We start from the raw sequence: 16,201 nt of genomic DNA, 5'->3' as shown, positions 1-16,201 counted from the left end.
GACGGCGGCCACCCCCGCGTGGGGGCGGCCGCCGTTCCCGTGTGCGGTTCTACGCGGCGGCCGGGATCCTCACCTCGGCCTCCGTGAGGGCCAGTTCCAGCACCTGGCGCACGTCCGTGACCGCGTGCACGTCGAGCTTCTCCAGGACCTCGGCCGGGACATCGTCGAGGTCCGCCTCGTTCCGCTTCGGGATGATCACCGTGGTGATTCCGGCGCGGTGCGCGGCGAGCAGCTTCTGCTTCACCCCGCCGATCGGCAGGACGCGGCCCGTCAGCGAGATCTCACCGGTCATCGCCACGTCCGTGCGGACCAGACGGCCGCTGAGCAGCGACGCGAGGGCGGTCGTCAGGGTGACGCCCGCGCTCGGGCCGTCCTTCGGCACGGCGCCCGCCGGGAAGTGGATGTGCACGCCCCGTTCCTTCAGGTCGCCGACGGGCAGCTCCAGTTCGGCGCCGCGCGAGCGCAGGAAGCTCAGCGCGATCTGCGCCGACTCCTTCATGACGTCGCCGAGCTGGCCGGTGAGCGTGAGCCCCGACGCCCCCGTCTCCGGGTCCGCGAGCGACGCCTCCACGAACAGCACGTCGCCGCCCGCTCCGGTGACCGCGAGCCCCGTCGCCACGCCCGGCACCGAAGTGCGCCGCTCCGCCGGGTCCTGTGCGGACTCGGGCACGTGGCGCGGGCGCCCGATCAGGCCCCGCAGGTCGTCGTCCGTGACGGTGAAGGGCAGCTCACGGTCGCCCATCTCGTGCTGGGCCGCGACCTTGCGGAGCAGCCGTGCGACGGACCGCTCCAGGTTGCGCACGCCGGCCTCACGCGTGTACTCACCGGCGAGCTTGCGCAGGGCGCTCTCGTCGAGCGTCACCTCGTCGGTGCCGAGCCCGGCCCGCTCCAGCTGACGCGGGAGCAGGTGGTCGCGGGCGATGACGACCTTCTCGTCCTCGGTGTACCCGTCGAGGCGGACGAGCTCCATGCGGTCGAGGAGGGCCTCGGGGATGGCTTCGAGGACGTTGGCGGTGGCGAGGAAGACGACGTCGCTGAGGTCGAGTTCCACTTCCAGGTAGTGGTCGCGGAAGGTGTGGTTCTGGGCCGGGTCGAGGACTTCGAGGAGGGCGGCGGCCGGGTCGCCACGGAAGTCGGACCCCACCTTGTCGATCTCGTCCAGGAGCACCACCGGGTTCATGGACCCGGCCTCCTTGATGGCCCGCACGATGCGTCCGGGCAGCGCCCCCACGTACGTACGCCGGTGGCCGCGGATCTCCGCCTCGTCGCGTACGCCGCCGAGTGCGACACGCACGAACTTGCGGCCCATGGCGTGCGCGACGGACTCGCCGAGCGACGTCTTGCCGACGCCGGGCGGGCCGACGAGGGCGAGCACCGCGCCGCCGCGGCGGCCGCCGACGACGCCGAGGCCGCGGTCCGCACGGCGTTTGCGCACCGCGAGGTACTCGGTGATGCGCTCCTTCACGTCCTGGAGACCGGAGTGCTCGGCGTCGAGGATCTCCTGGGCGCCCTTGATGTCGTACTGGTCATCGGTGCGCTCGTGCCACGGCAGTTCGAGGACGGTGTCGAGCCAGGTACGGATCCAGGAGCCCTCGGGCGACTGGTCGCTCGCGCGCTCCAGCTTGTCGACCTCCTTGAGGGCGGCCTCGCGGACCTTCTCGGGGAGGTCGGCGGCCTCGACGCGGGCGCGGTAGTCGTCGGACTCCTCAGCCGTGTCCTTGCTGTCACCGTTGATCTCGCGCAGCTCCTTGCGGACGGCGTCGAGCTGGCGCCGCAGCAGGAACTCGCGCTGCTGCTTGTCCACGCCTTCCTGTACGTCCTTGGCGATGGACTCGGCGACGTCCTGCTCGGCGAGGTGCTCACGCAGCTGCTCGGTGGCGAGCTTGAGGCGGGCGACCGCGTCCTCGGTCTCCAGGAGCTGGATCTTCTGCTGGGTGGTCAGGAACGGGGAGTATCCGGAGTTGTCGGCGAGCGCGGCGACGTCGTCGATCTGGGTCACGCGGTCCACGACCTGCCAGGCGCCGCGCTTCTTCAGCCAGCTGGTGGCCAGCGCCTTGTACTCCTTGACGAGCTCGGTGACGGCGCCCGGCAGCTGCTCCGGCACGGAGTCGTCGACCTTCGTGCCCTCGACCCACAGGGCCGCGCCGGGGCCGGTCGTGCCCGCGCCGATGCGCACGCGGCTGCGGCCGCGGATGAGGGCGCCGGGGTCGCCGTCGGAGAGCCTGCCGACCTGCTCGACGGTGCCGAGGACGCCGGTCGCGGCGTACGTCCCGTCGATGCGCGGAACAAGCAGCACCTTCGGCTTGCTGTCGCCACTGGACCGGGCGGCGGCCTGTGCGGCCTCCACCGCGGCCCGTACATCGGCGTCGGACAGGTCGAAAGGAACCACCATGCCGGGCAGGACCACCTCGTCGTCGAGCGGCAGCACAGGCAGAGTGAGCGAAGTGTACGAGGCGGACTCAGTAGCCATGATCTCCCTTTCGGCATTCAAGTTGAGCTGTATCGACTCAATGCTTGTGAGTGCCGAGATGTTCCCCGGGGCGTGTTCGCTGTGAGCGATCACCGGGAAGCGCCGCGCGGTGCGCGGCAGGGATGCCGTCGGTCGGCCGGTCAGGCTTCCGGGTCGGCCGGTCGGGCTTCCGGGCCCCGGCGCCTGAGCAGCGGCCAGGTCAGAACGCCGATCGCCAGTGCGAGCAGGTGGCCCCAGTTCGTCATCGGGTCGGTGAACGCGATGAGGTCGTCGACCAGCATCCCGCCGAAGCAGACGAGCACGGTCCACCGCAGCCACGGCGTGAGCAGGCCCGCGAGCGCGCCGACGCTCGCTGCGACACCGAAGCTGATGCCGTAGTCGAGCCGGTGCAGCGAGCTGTCGGGCAGATGGCCCGCGAGGACCGAGAAGCCGACGGGGACCTCCGTCGCGAGCGTGGCGACGACGTGCCCGAGGAGGAACACACCGGCGGCGCGCAGCCCTCCGATGCGCCGCTCCAGTGCGGTGAGCACCAGCAGGAAGACGATCGCGTACGGCGACGTGATGCCGCCCGCGATCCACAGGGCGCTGGCGACCAGGACGAGGAGGGGGCTCTGCGCGAGGTGCGCCACGTCGGTGCTGGACCCGTGGAGCAGCGAGTCGACGACGTCCGGGTCCGCGTACTGGGTCAGGAGCGAGGTGGCGGCGAGGACCGCGGCGTAACCGAAGGTGAAGGGCGTGCCGGTGGGCGTGGGCAGGATCCGCCAGAGGCGGAGGCGCCGTGCGGACGTACCGGCGGCACGGTCCGCGACATCCGGCTCGCGGCTCTCCCCCGTTCGGGGTGGCCGGGGCGGCGACTGCCGCGGTATTCCGTTCAGGGTGCCCGGCGCCTCGACGTCGGACACAGCCGGCGTCCCGGCGTCGGACACGGCCCCGGCGGGCCGCACGCTCTGGTTCACGGGGGTGGCGCTCCTTCCGTCCCACCCCACCCTTTGCCCTTCTTTCCGGCGCTGTCTATGACGGGCGCCACGTGAGGTGCGTCTCACACGTCAACCCGGCGGGCGACTCCTGCGTCAGCCGTCGGCCGACGAGCGCCCGGAAAATCACCCGCCCGGGAACACCTCCCGGAAATAGGCTGTGCGCCATGCACACCCAGACCGCCGCCCCCGTCGTGCTCGACCGGCGCGAGGGGCCGTACGGCGAGGTCGTCCTGCGGCGCCACGGCGAGCTGCTGCAGATCATCGCCAACGGCTGTTTCCTGATGGACACCTCCGACGGCCGCTCCGAGCGCCTGCTCGTCGACGCGGCCCGCGACGCCCTGGACGACCGCCCCGACCCCGCCCTGCTCATCGGCGGCCTCGGCGTCGGCTTCTCCCTCGCGCACGCCGCCGCGGACCCCCGCTGGGGACGCATCGCCGTCGTCGAGCGCGAGCAGGCGATCATCGACTGGCACCACGGGGGACCCCTCGCCGAGCTCTCCGGACCGGCGCTCCGCGACACACGTGCGCAGATTCTTCACACCGACCTCGTCTCCTACGTATCCGGAGCCACGGAGTCCTATGACGCGCTCTGTCTCGACATCGACAACGGCCCCGACTGGACGGTGACGGAGGGCAACAACTCCCTTTACTCGCCTGCCGGTCTGGCCGCCTGCAAAGCCCGCCTGAACCCCGGTGGAGTGCTCGCCGTGTGGTCCGCCCAGCCCTCGTCCGCTTTCGACGACGCTCTACGGAATGCCGGATTCCAGGGGGTACGAACCGAAGAGATCCCCGTTGCCCGAGGCGTCCCGGACGTGGTCCACCTCGGCGTCCGGGCTGCGTAGCCGAGGTGCCTTCACGACCCGTACTCTGCTGACCGAACACAAGCGATCAGTGTCAGGGGCGGGCGATGGAGCAGACACACACCTCCCACAACGGCGCCACGGCGATGCCTGGCGCCCAGCGCCGGGTGCTGGTGGTCGAGGACGACCCGACGATCGTCGACGCCATCGCGGCCCGGCTGCGCGCCGAGGGTTTCGTCGTGCAAACGGCCGGAGACGGCCCTTCGGCGGTGGACACCGCCCAGGCATGGCAGCCCGACCTGCTGATTCTCGACATCATGCTGCCGGGCTTCGACGGCCTGGAGGTGTGCCGCCGGGTGCAGGCCCAGCGGCCCGTCCCGGTCCTCATGCTCACCGCGCGTGACGACGAGACGGACATGCTGGTCGGGCTCGGCGTCGGCGCGGACGACTACATGACCAAGCCGTTCTCGATGCGCGAGCTCGCGGCCCGCGTGCACGTCCTGCTGCGCAGGGTCGAGCGTGCCGCCCTCGCCGCGACGACGCCGCGCAGCGGCATCCTGCGCCTCGGCGAGCTGGAGATCGACCACGCCCAGCGGCGGGTGCGGGTGCGCAGCGAGGACGTCCACCTGACGCCCACCGAGTTCGACCTGCTGGTCTGCCTGGCCAACACCCCGCGCGCCGTCCTGTCGCGCGAGCAGCTGCTGGCCGAGGTGTGGGACTGGGCCGACGCGTCCGGCACCCGCACCGTCGACAGCCACATCAAGGCGCTGCGCCGGAAGATCGGGGCCGAGCGGATCCGCACGGTGCACGGCGTCGGATACGCGCTGGAGACCCCCACCCCGTGAGGCGGAGGACCCCGTGAGGCGGAGGCACGTGACGTGATGCACGGGCCCTTCGGAGGACTGCGGCCGTTCTCCATCAAGACCAAGCTGGGCGCCCTGGTCGTCGTCTCGGTGTTCATCACCACGGGCCTGCTCCTCGTGGCCATGAAGACCCAGACCGAGCTGCGCTTCATCACCGTCTTCTCGGTGATCGCCACGCTCCTCATCACGCAGTTCGTGGCGCACAGCCTCACCGCCCCGCTCGACGAGATGAACGCGGTGGCCCGCGCCGTCTCGCACGGCGACTACACGCGCCGGGCGCGCGGCGCCGACCGGCGCGACGAGCTGGGCGACGTGGCCGCCACGATCAACGCCATGGCGGACGACCTGGAGGCGCAGGACACCCAGCGCAAGGAGCTCGTCGCCAACGTCTCGCACGAGCTGCGCACGCCCATCGCGGCGCTCCGTGCCGTCCTGGAGAACGTCGTCGACGGCGTGTCCGCCGCGGACCCGGAGACGATGCGCACGGCCCTGAAGCAGACCGAGCGCCTGGGGCGGCTCGTCGAGACGCTCCTGGACCTCTCCCGCCTGGACAACGGCGTCGTACCCCTGAGGTCCCGCCGTTTCGAGGTGTGGCCCTACCTGTCGGGTGTCCTGAAGGAGGCCAACATGGTGGCCTCCGCGCGCGCGGGCATCGCGTCGGGCTCCGGCAGCCACACGCGTACGGACGTCCATCTGCACCTCGACGTGTCACCCCCGGAACTGACGGCCCACGCGGACGCGGAGCGGCTCCACCAGGTCGTGGCGAACCTCATCGACAACGCGGTCAAGCACAGCCCGCCGCACGGGCGGGTGACGGTGCGGGCCCGGCGCGGCCCCTACCCCGAGTCCCTGGACCTGGAGGTGCTCGACGAGGGCCCCGGCATCCCGGAGTCGGAGTGGCACCGCGTCTTCGAGCGCTTCAACCGCGGCAGCCACGCGGGCGCCCCCGCGAAGGGCTCGGGCAACGACGGCGGTACGGGCCTCGGCCTGGCCATCGCGCGCTGGGCGGTCGATCTCCACGGAGGTCACATCGGGGTGGCCGAATCCCCTCGCGGCTGCCGGATCCAGGTCACTCTTCCGGGCCTGCCCGAGGCGTGAAGTTGACGTAGGGTTCGACTGGAAGCGATTCACGGGGGCCTCTTCGGGGCACCCGGAGGACGCCGCCGCGCGTAGACGTCGTACCGACGTACCCGCGCGGCCATCTGGCGTTGCAGAACCTCGCTTGTTTCCCGCCATTCACAGCGCCGAAACCACGGATCCGGTGTGACTTACGCGACGGATGCCGGGCCCGGTCTGCACCTCACGCTCCGGGAGGCGTAGCCTTTATTTCCGCTGTCCATCACCTTGTGAAGCGGAAGAGGGCGGTTACCGCCGTGTCGTCACAGTCCCCCAGTAGCTCGAGCATCTCGACCGACCAAGACGGTCAGGGCAAGGACCCTGCTGCTGCCTTCGGTCCCAACGAGTGGCTCGTCGACGAGATCTACCAGCAGTACCTCCAGGACCCGAACTCGGTCGACCGAGCCTGGTGGGACTTCTTCGCCGACTACAAGCCAGGAGTGGCCGCCTCTGCTGCCGCCGCCCCGGCGAAGCCGGCGGGTGACACGGCCGCGGGGGCCGCGTCCACCACTGCTCCCGCCCCTGCCGCGCCCGCCGCCCCGGCGAAGCCCGCGGCCCAGGCCGCCCCCGCCGCTCCCCAGGCGCAGGCACCGGCCGCTCCCGCGAAGCCCGCGGCCGCCGCTCCGGCGCCCGCCGCGAAGCCGGCCGCCGCCAAGCCCGCCGCCGCGAAGCCCGCGGCCGCCAAGGCGGAGCCCGCGGCCCCTGCCGAGGCAGCTCCGGCCGGTCCCGAGTACGTGACGCTGCGCGGCCCGAGCGCCGCGGTCGCGAAGAACATGAACGCCTCGATCGAGGTCCCGACGGCGACGTCGGTCCGCGCGGTCCCGGTGAAGCTGCTCTTCGACAACCGCATCGTCATCAACAACCACCTCAAGCGCGCCCGCGGCGGGAAGATCTCCTTCACGCACCTCATCGGGTACGCGATGGTGCAGGCCATCAAGGCCATGCCGTCCATGAACCACTCCTTCGTGGAGAAGGACGGCAAGCCCACCCTGGTCAAGCCGGAGCACATCAACTTCGGCCTCGCCATCGACCTGGTGAAGCCCAACGGCGACCGCCAGCTGGTCGTCGCGGGCATCAAGAAGGCCGAGACCCTGAACTTCTTCGAGTTCTGGCAGGCCTACGAGGACATCGTCCGGCGCGCCCGCGACGGCAAGCTGGGCATGGACGACTTCACCGGTGTGACGGTCTCCCTGACCAACCCCGGCGGCCTCGGCACCGTCCACTCGGTCCCGCGCCTGATGCCCGGCCAGTCGGTCATCATGGGCGTCGGCTCCATGGACTACCCGGCGGAGTTCCAGGGCACGAGCCAGGACACTCTCAACAAGCTCGGCATCTCGAAGGTCATGACGCTCACGTCGACCTACGACCACCGGGTGATCCAGGGCGCCGCCTCCGGCGAGTTCCTGCGGATCGTCGCGAACCTGCTCCTCGGCGAGCAGGGCTTCTACGACGAGATCTTCAAGGCGCTCCGGATCCCCTACGAGCCGGTCCGCTGGCTCAAGGACATCGACGCCTCGCACGACGACGACGTCACGAAGGCCGCCCGCGTCTTCGAGCTGATCCACTCCTACCGCGTCCGCGGCCACGTCATGGCCGACACGGACCCGCTGGAGTACAAGCAGCGCAAGCACCCCGACCTGGACATCACCGAGCACGGCCTCACCCTGTGGGACCTGGAGCGGGAGTTCGCGGTCGGCGGCTTCGCCGGCAAGTCGATGATGAAGCTGCGCGACGTCCTCGGCGTGCTGCGCGACTCGTACTGCCGCACCACCGGCGTCGAGTTCATGCACATCCAGGACCCGAAGCAGCGCAAGTGGCTGCAGGACCGCATCGAGCGGACCCACGCCACCAAGCCCGAGCGCGAGGAGCAGCTGCGCATCCTGCGCCGGCTGAACTCCGCGGAGGCCTTCGAGACGTTCCTCCAGACGAAGTACGTCGGCCAGAAGCGCTTCTCCCTGGAGGGCGGCGAGTCCGTCATCCCGCTGCTCGACGCCGTGCTCGACAGCGCCGCCGAGTCGCGCCTGGACGAGGTCGTCATCGGCATGGCCCACCGCGGCCGCCTGAACGTCCTCGCCAACATCGTCGGCAAGTCGTACGCCCAGATCTTCCGCGAGTTCGAGGGCAACATGGACCCCAAGTCCATGCACGGCTCCGGCGACGTGAAGTACCACCTGGGCGCCGAGGGCACCTTCACCGGCCTGGACGGCGAGCAGATCAAGGTCTCGCTGGCCGCCAACCCGTCCCACCTGGAGACGGTCGACCCGGTCATCGAGGGCATCGTCCGCGCCAAGCAGGACATCATCAACAAGGGCGGCACGGACTTCACGGTCCTGCCCGTCGCCCTGCACGGTGACGCGGCCTTCGCGGGCCAGGGTGTCGTGGCCGAGACCCTGAACATGTCGCAGCTGCGCGGCTACCGCACGGGCGGCACGGTCCACATCGTCATCAACAACCAGGTCGGCTTCACCGCCGCCCCGGAGTCGTCGCGCTCCTCCATGTACGCCACCGACGTGGCCCGCATGATCGAGGCGCCGATCTTCCACGTGAACGGCGACGACCCCGAGGCCGTCGTCCGCGTGGCCCGTCTCGCCTTCGAGTTCCGCCAGGCGTTCAACAAGGATGTGGTCATCGACCTCATCTGCTACCGCCGCCGCGGACACAACGAGTCGGACAACCCGGCGTTCACGCAGCCGCTGATGTACGACCTGATCGACAAGAAGCGCTCGGTGCGCAAGCTCTACACCGAGTCCCTCATCGGTCGCGGCGACATCACCCTGGAAGAGGCCGAGCAGGCGCTGCAGGACTTCCAGGGCCAGCTGGAGAAGGTCTTCACCGAGGTCCGCGAGGCCGTCTCGCAGCCCGCGCAGGCCGACGTGCCCGCGCCGCAGGCCGAGTTCCCCGTGCACGTCGAGACCGCGATCTCCCAGGAGGTCGTCAAGCGGATCGCCGAGTCCCAGGTCAACATCCCCGACCGGGTCACCGTCCACCCGCGCCTGCTGCCGCAGCTGCAGCGCCGCGCGACGATGGTCGAAGAGGGCACGATCGACTGGGGCATGGGCGAGACCCTCGCCATCGGCTCGCTGCTCCTGGAGGGCACCCCGGTCCGCCTGTCGGGCCAGGACTCCCGCCGCGGCACGTTCGGCCAGCGCCACGCGGTCCTCATCGACCGCGCGACGGGCGAGGACTACACGCCGCTGATGTACCTCTCCGAGGAGCAGGCGCGCTACAACGTCTACGACTCGCTGCTCTCCGAGTACGCGGTGATGGGCTTCGAGTACGGCTACTCGCTGGCCCGCCCCGAGTCGCTCGTCATGTGGGAAGCGCAGTTCGGTGACTTCGTCAACGGCGCGCAGACGGTGGTGGACGAGTACATCTCCGCCGCCGAGCAGAAGTGGAACCAGCACTCCGGTGTCACTCTGCTCCTGCCGCACGGTTACGAGGGCCAGGGCCCGGACCACTCGTCCGCCCGCATCGAGCGCTTCCTCCAGCTGTGCGCGCAGAACAACATGACGGTCGCGATGCCGACCCTCCCGTCGAACTACTTCCACCTCCTGCGGTGGCAGGTGCACAACCCGCACCACAAGCCGCTGGTGGTCTTCACCCCGAAGTCGATGCTGCGCCTCAAGGCGGCGGCCTCGAAGACGGAGGAGTTCACGACGGGCGGCTTCCGCCCGGTCATCGGCGACAGCCACGTCGACCCGTCGGCGGTCCGCAAGGTCGTCTTCTGCGCGGGCAAGCTGTACTACGACCTGGAGGCCGAGCGCCAGAAGCGCGGCGTCACGGACACGGCCATCATCCGCATCGAGCGCCTGTACCCGCTGCCGGGTGCCGAGCTCCAGGCGGAGATCGCCAAGTACCCGAACGCCGAGAAATACCTGTGGGCGCAGGAGGAGCCGGCGAACCAGGGCGCATGGCCCTTCATCGCCCTCAACCTCATCGACCACCTGGATCTGGCGGTCGGCGCGGACATCCCGCACGGCGAGCGCCTGCGCCGCATCTCGCGGCCGCACGGCTCGTCCCCGGCGGTCGGTTCGGCCAAGCGTCACCAGGCCGAGCAGGAGCAGCTGATCAGCGAGGTCTTCGAGGCGTAGCCCTCGACGGTTGTACGGCGGATGGGCCCGGCCCCGAGTTCCACGACTCGGGGCCGGGCCCTCCGGCGTTCCGGGACCCGCCCGGCGCCTATCCTGAGGTGGAACGATCCGTCCGCATCAGGAGCATGAGTTGTACTTCACCGACCGTGGCATCGAGGAGCTGGAGAAGCGGCGCGGCGAGGAAGAGGTCACCTTCGAGTGGCTCGCCGAGCAGCTCCGCACGTTCGTGGACCTCAACCCGGACTTCGAGGTCCCGGTCGAGCGCCTGGCCACGTGGCTGGCGCGGCTGGACGACGAGGACGAGGACGAATAGTCGCGTCCGGTCGCGCTCCAGGGACGGGGCGCCGAGGCCTCAGGCGCTCCGCACGCGGTCGTACGCGAGTCCTGCCGCCCCCTGCGCCATCAGGAGCGCCGCTGCCGCGCCCCAGCCTCCGCTGCGGCGCTGTACGGCCCAGACCGCCAGCGGGAGGCCCGTGGCGAGCTGAGCGGCCGCCAGGGCCCTTGCCCGGGGGCCGCGCACCCAGGGACCCAGCGGGCCCTTGTCGACCGCTCCGAACTCGGCTCTGACCGCGTCCCGCCATCCGGGCCACTCGACCTGCCGCACGCCCTGCTGGACGCGGGCCACCTCGCGCAGCCGGTCCGCCGGTTCACCGGGGCCGAGACCCGACGGGAGCGTGAGGCCCGCGCGCGTGAGGACGGCGAGGAGTCCGAGCATCCTGGCCCGCGCGTCCGCCTCCGTGTCGGGGCGGGCCAGCGCCTCCAGGGACTGCATGTCCAGGACGGGGTCGAGGGCGAGCCGCGCCGCGAACGTGCGCATCGCCTCGTCCTCCCCCACGGGCGTCCCGTTGGCCAGCCACTCGTACCCGACCGTCCGCCGGAACCCCGAGGCGAGGGTGTAGCCGGAGCGGTCGCCGTCCCACCACAGGGCGAGCACGGGCCACGCCGAGCCGACGGCGAGTGCGGTGGCCCATCCCGTCAGGACACGGTCGACGGGCTCTTCGCCGTGCAGCCACGGCTTGCCCTCGGGCACGAGCACGCTCCAGTCGCGGCCGGCCTCCGCGAGGAGCATCCGCTCGCGGAGCAGCTGGGCCGCGATCTCCACGACGTCGGGTTCGGCCCGGCAGAGCAGCAGTGCGCCTGCGGAGGAAGCATCGGACGACATGACCCCACGCTAGGACAGATCTCCTCAATAGGTGCAATCAGCCCACAGGGCACCGCATGCGCTCACTCGTACGAGTTCTTGACTTCACGCCACCGCGATATATCGTGAATAACAGGAGACGCGATATGGCGCGTCGTCGCATTCGGTCCGCCGCCCAGGAGGTCAGCTCATGTCGGAGTGGTCCGTCGCCGAGCCCGTGAAGCTCACGTTCGACGCCCCCGTGACCGCACTCCACGTCCGCGTCGTCAACGGGACGGTGAACGTGGTGGGCACGGACGAGGGTGCTGCCCGTCTGGAGGTCACCGAGATAGAGGGGCCACCACTCCGGGTGACCCATGAGGACGGCACGCTGACGGTTGCCTACGAGGACCTGCCCTGGAAGGGCTTCCTCAAGTGGCTCGACCGCAAGGGCTGGCGCCGCAGCGCGGTCGTCTCCCTCGCCGTGCCCGCCGCCACCCGCGTCGAGGTGGGCGTGGTCGGCGCGGGCGCCGTGGTCTCCGGCATGGAGGGCCGCGCCGAGGTCAAGGGCGTCACCGGCGACACGACGCTGCTCGGCCTCGCGGGCCCGGTCCGCGCGGACACCGTCTCCGGCAACGTCGAGGCGCAGGGCGTGACCGGCGACCTCCGCTTCAACTCCGTGTCCGGCGGCCTCACGGTCGTCGAGGCGGCGGGCCCCTCCGTCCGTGCCGACTCCGTGAGCGGCTCGATGATCGTCGACCTCGATCCGGCGGGCACCCCGACCGACGTCGCCCTGACGAGCGTCTCCGGCGAGATAGCCATCCGGCTCCCCCACCCCGCGGACGCGGAGGTCGAGGTCGACACGGCGAGCGGATCCGTGTCGAACGCCTTCGAGGACCTGCGGGTCGGCGGCCAGTGGGGCGCCAAGCGCATCACGGGACGGCTCGGCGCGGGGCGGGGACGGCTCAGGGCGACGACGGTCTCCGGATCCATCGCGCTCCTGCGCAGGCCACAGATGGAGGAAGATCCGTACGACGCCGAGAACGACGAGAACCACGGCCCGACCAACGGCGCCGCCGATGGACCCACCGGCGGCCCGAACGACAAGAAGGTGCTCTGAGATGCCCCCCGTGTTCGCCCACGGCCGCCTGCGCCTGTACCTGCTCAAGCTGCTCGACGAGGCCCCCCGCCATGGCTACGAGGTGATAAGGCTCCTGGAGGAGCGGTTCCACGGGCTGTACGCGCCGTCCGCCGGCACCGTCTACCCCCGCCTCGCGAAGCTGGAGGCCGAGGGTCTCGTCACGCACACCACCGAGGGCGGCCGCAAGGTCTACGCCATCACGGACGCGGGCCGCGCCGAACTGGCCGGCCGCAGCGGTGAGCTGGCCGACCTGGAGCTGGAGATCCGCGAGTCGGTCGCCGAGCTCGCCGCCGAGATCCGCGACGGGGTGCAGGGCGCCGCGGGCGACCTGCGCCGCGAGATGCGGGCCGCCGCCAAGGAGGCGCTCAGCCCCGACGGTGCGGAGAGCTGGCAGCAGACCAAGGAAGAGTTCAAGCGCGCCAAGCAGGGCTGGAAGGAGCAGGCTCGGCGCGCGAAGGACGAGAGCCGCCGCGCCCGCGAAGAGGCGCAGCGTGCCCGCAGCCAGGCGAAGGACGCACAGGACCGGGCCCACGCCCAGGCGCGGCTGGCTCAGGCGGAGGCGCAGCGTATCGTCCGGCACGTGCAGGAGCAGGTGCAGGACCACTTCACGCGGGGTGACTGGCCGACGGGCGTACGGGAAGGCCTGACCGAACTGGCGAAGGAGTTCGGCGACTTCGGGACGCGGCTCGGCAAGGACTTCGGCAAGGGCTTCGGCACCCGCACCGACCCCGGCGCCACCCCCGGGGCCTCCACCACCGGGGCCTCCACCACCCGCAACGAGCCCACGTTCAGCGTCGCCCGCGAGGACCTCCCCGTGGAGTACGCGCCCGACTGGGCCAAGGAGGACACCACCGGCGACCCCGGCCGCGACCTCGACCGGCTCCTCGACCGCTTCCGCGACGACATCCGCGACGCGGCCCGCGACCACGGCGTGACGGAGTCCCAGCTCCGGGAGGCGCGCCGCCACCTGTCGCAGGCGGCGGCACACATCGGCGCGGCACTCCGCGCTCCGGCCGCGGAGGAGGCGGCGGAGGAGGCGGCGGAGAGCTGAGGGAGCCTCGCGGAGGCGAGCGCCCGGCTCAGACCTCCAGCACGATCTTCCCGAACTGCTCGCCCGACTCCAGGCGCTGGAAGCCCTCCCTGGCCCGGTCCAGGGGCAGGATCTCGTCGACCACGGGCCGCACGCCCGTGGTCGCGCAGAAGGCCAGCAGGTCCTCCAGCTCGTCCTTGGTGCCCATGGTCGAGCCGACGATCTTCAGCTCCAGGAAGAAGATGCGGGTGAGCTCCGCGTGCGAGGGGCGGTCGCCGCTGGTCGCTCCGGAGATGACCAGTGAGCCGCCCGGCTTCAGGGACTTGACCGAGTGGGACCAGGTCGCCGCGCCCACCGTCTCGATGACCGCGTCCACCCGCTGCGGGAGGCGCGCGCCCGCCTCCACCGCCTCCACCGCGCCCAGTTCCAGCGCCCGCTTCCGCTTGGCCTCGTCCCGGCTGGTCGCGAAGACCCGCAGGCCCGCCGCCTTGCCGAGCACGATCGCGGCCGTGGCGACGCCGCCGCCCGCGCCCTGCACGAGGACCGAGTCGCCGGGCCGTACACCGGCGTTGGTGAAGAGCATGCGGTAGGCGGTCAGCCACGCGGTCGGCAGGCAGGCCGCCTCCGCGAAGGAGAGCTCCTTCGGCTTGGGCAGCACGTTCCAGGTGGGGACGGCCACGCGCTCGGCGAAGGTGCCCTGGTACTTCTCGGTGAGGATGGAGCGGCCCTCGCGCGGCCCGACGCCGTGCCCCGACTGGCCGATGACGGAGTGGAGCACCACCTCGTTCCCGTCCTCGTCGATCCCCGCGGCGTCGCAGCCAAGGATCATGGGCAGCTTGTCCTCGGCGAGGCCGACGCCGCGCAGCGACCACAGGTCGTGGTGGTTGAGGGAGGCGGCCTTGACGTTCACGGTCGACCAGCCGGGGCGCGCCTCGGGGGCGGGCCGCTCCCCCAACTCGAGGCCATTGAGCGGCTGGTCACGGTCGATACGGGCAGCGTAGGCAGCGAACATGAGGCGACCCTAGGCGGGCGGGGCGCCCCGGCGGAACCACGTACGGCTGTGACACGCACCGCGCCCCCCGCCGCGTGGTGTGGCACGGCAGGGGGCGCGATCGACTGCGAACGGTGGACGTGACGTCAGCTGCGGGCGACGCCCTCCGCGCGGGCCGCGGCGGCGACCGCCGCGGTCACGGCCGGGGCGACGCGCTCGTCGAACGGCGACGGGATCACGTACTCCGCGGAGAGCTCGTCGCCGACGACGTCCGCGAGGGCGTCCGCCGCGGCGATCTTCATGCCCTCGGTGATGCGGGAGGCCCGCACCTGGAGCGCGCCCGCGAAGATGCCGGGGAAGGCCAGCACGTTGTTGATCTGATTCGGGTAGTCCGAGCGGCCGGTCGCCACCACGGCCGCGTACTTGTGCGCGACGTCCGGGTGGACCTCGGGGTTCGGGTTGGCCATGGCGAACACGAACGCGTTCGGCGCCATCGACGCGACGGCCGGCTCCGGCACGGTGCCGCCGGAGACGCCGATGAAAACGTCGGCGCCCTTCAGGGCCGTCTCCAGCGAGCCGCTGATCCCGGCCTTGTTCGTCAGCTCGGCGAGCTCACGCTTGACCGGGGTGAGGTCCTCCCGGTCGCGGCTCACGATGCCCTTGCGGTCCGCGACCGCCACGTCGCCGAGCCCCGCCGCCAGGAGGAACTTGGCGATGGCGACACCGGCCGCACCGGAACCGGAGATGACGGCCCGCAGGTCGCCGAGGGTGCGACCGGTCAGCTTCGCCGCGTTGCGCAGCGCCGCCAGCGTCACGACGGCCGTGCCGTGCTGGTCGTCGTGGAAGACGGGGATGTCGAGCCGCTCCTGGAGCTTGCGCTCGATCTCGAAGCACCGCGGCGCCGAGATGTCCTCCAGGTTGACGCCGCCGAAGGACGGGGCGAGCCGCACCACGGTCTCGACGATCTCGTCGGCGTCCGTCGTCGCGAGCGCGATCGGCACCGCGTCCACGCCGCCGAACTGCTTGAACAGGATGGCCTTGCCCTCCATCACGGGGAGGGAGGCCTCGGCGCCGATGTCGCCGAGACCGAGCACGGCGGTCCCGTCGGTCACCACGGCGACGACATTGGATTTCCACGTGTAGTCGTGGACGAGCTCCGGCCGCTCGGCGATCGCGCTGCACACTTTCGCGACGCCGGGCGTGTACGCCAGGGACAGGTCGTCCTTGTCGCGGACCGGCACGGTGGCCTGCACGGCCATCTTGCCGCCGCGGTGCAGCGCAAACGCCGGATCGAAGGGCTCGTCTGCGCCCTCGTGACCCGTACTGCTGTCGCTGCGAGGATTGACGATCTCCGCTGCCACTTGTCTGACCCCTTAAGTCTTATTCATCAGTTGAGGGTGTCCACTCCCGGTTGGGAAGTGGGCGGGCACCGCGTCCGTTCCCCGCCTGTCGGCGGAGGGAGGTACGGACACGCGAGCGCGCCGCACACGCGCCCTGGGCCCCGGATGAGGGGTGTAGCCAACCTTTGTACCCGAAGGCGGTGGGCACGGGCGAGTGACATTGGTTGCAGCATGCTCAGCAGAAGTCCCTGGAGGCCGGGAC

General features: G+C 71.2%; 12 protein-coding genes. 7 read left to right on the top strand and 5 right to left on the bottom strand.

Annotated features, from left to right (window positions below; all coding sequences use genetic code 11):
- Positions 1-49: 49 nt before the first annotated feature.
- Both lon and NOO62_RS27030 read right to left on the bottom strand, forming a co-directional pair.
- Positions 50-2,470, bottom strand: a complete 2,421-nt coding sequence (lon, locus tag NOO62_RS27035; protein ID WP_268773433.1) for an endopeptidase La — start codon at positions 2,468-2,470, stop codon at positions 50-52.
- A 140-nt stretch (positions 2,471-2,610) separates the two neighbouring features.
- Positions 2,611-3,426, bottom strand: a complete 816-nt coding sequence (locus NOO62_RS27030; RefSeq protein WP_268773432.1) for a rhomboid-like protein — start codon at positions 3,424-3,426, stop codon at positions 2,611-2,613.
- A 185-nt stretch (positions 3,427-3,611) separates the two neighbouring features.
- Between NOO62_RS27030 and NOO62_RS27025 the strand changes: the two genes are divergently transcribed.
- The 5 genes from NOO62_RS27025 to NOO62_RS27005 all read left to right on the top strand — a co-directional run bounded on the left by NOO62_RS27025 (position 3,612) and on the right by NOO62_RS27005 (position 10,630).
- Entirely contained in the window at positions 3,612-4,289 is a 678-nt protein-coding gene (locus NOO62_RS27025; protein ID WP_268773431.1) for a spermidine synthase, read from the top strand.
- Positions 4,290-4,354: 65 nt separating this feature from the next.
- Positions 4,355-5,092 (top strand): response regulator transcription factor, encoded by a 738-nt coding sequence (locus tag NOO62_RS27020; protein WP_055568825.1) that lies wholly within the window; start codon positions 4,355-4,357, stop codon positions 5,090-5,092.
- A 36-nt stretch (positions 5,093-5,128) separates the two neighbouring features.
- Positions 5,129-6,208: a sensor histidine kinase gene (locus tag NOO62_RS27015; protein WP_268775797.1), complete on the top strand. Its 1,080-nt coding sequence runs from the start codon at positions 5,129-5,131 to the stop codon at positions 6,206-6,208.
- 275 nt (positions 6,209-6,483) lie between these two features.
- Entirely contained in the window at positions 6,484-10,317 is a 3,834-nt protein-coding gene (locus tag NOO62_RS27010) for a multifunctional oxoglutarate decarboxylase/oxoglutarate dehydrogenase thiamine pyrophosphate-binding subunit/dihydrolipoyllysine-residue succinyltransferase subunit (protein WP_268773430.1), read from the top strand.
- A gap of 130 nt (positions 10,318-10,447) precedes the next feature.
- Positions 10,448-10,630, top strand: a complete 183-nt coding sequence (locus tag NOO62_RS27005; protein ID WP_003961784.1) for a DUF6104 family protein — start codon at positions 10,448-10,450, stop codon at positions 10,628-10,630.
- 39 nt (positions 10,631-10,669) lie between these two features.
- On the opposite strand, the gene NOO62_RS27000 is transcribed toward NOO62_RS27005, so the two are convergent.
- Entirely contained in the window at positions 10,670-11,479 is an 810-nt protein-coding gene (locus NOO62_RS27000; protein WP_268773429.1) for a hypothetical protein, read from the bottom strand.
- A gap of 169 nt (positions 11,480-11,648) precedes the next feature.
- On the opposite strand from NOO62_RS27000, the gene NOO62_RS26995 reads away from it, so the two are divergent.
- On the top strand, positions 11,649-12,557 hold the full coding sequence (locus NOO62_RS26995; RefSeq protein ID WP_268773428.1) for a DUF4097 family beta strand repeat-containing protein: 909 nt from the start codon (positions 11,649-11,651) through the stop codon (positions 12,555-12,557).
- Between the two features lies 1 nt (position 12,558).
- Positions 12,559-13,629 carry a helix-turn-helix transcriptional regulator gene (locus NOO62_RS26990; protein WP_268773427.1) on the top strand — a complete coding sequence of 357 codons (1,071 nt, stop codon included), beginning with the start codon at positions 12,559-12,561 and terminating at the stop codon, positions 13,627-13,629.
- 28 nt (positions 13,630-13,657) lie between these two features.
- Here the strand turns inward: NOO62_RS26990 and NOO62_RS26985 are convergent, their stop codons facing one another.
- Both NOO62_RS26985 and NOO62_RS26980 read right to left on the bottom strand, forming a co-directional pair.
- Positions 13,658-14,620 carry a zinc-binding dehydrogenase gene (locus NOO62_RS26985; protein ID WP_268773426.1) on the bottom strand — a complete coding sequence of 321 codons (963 nt, stop codon included), beginning with the start codon at positions 14,618-14,620 and terminating at the stop codon, positions 13,658-13,660.
- Between the two features lie 125 nt (positions 14,621-14,745).
- Positions 14,746-15,960: an NADP-dependent malic enzyme gene (locus NOO62_RS26980; RefSeq protein ID WP_268773425.1), complete on the bottom strand. Its 1,215-nt coding sequence runs from the start codon at positions 15,958-15,960 to the stop codon at positions 14,746-14,748.
- Positions 15,961-16,201 lie beyond the last annotated feature (241 nt).

This window comes from Streptomyces sp. Je 1-369 (assembly GCF_026810505.1).
Classification (GTDB): domain Bacteria; phylum Actinomycetota; class Actinomycetes; order Streptomycetales; family Streptomycetaceae; genus Streptomyces.
Note: the sequence above shows the minus strand (reverse complement) of the source record. Positions and strands in the feature narration are given on the sequence as shown.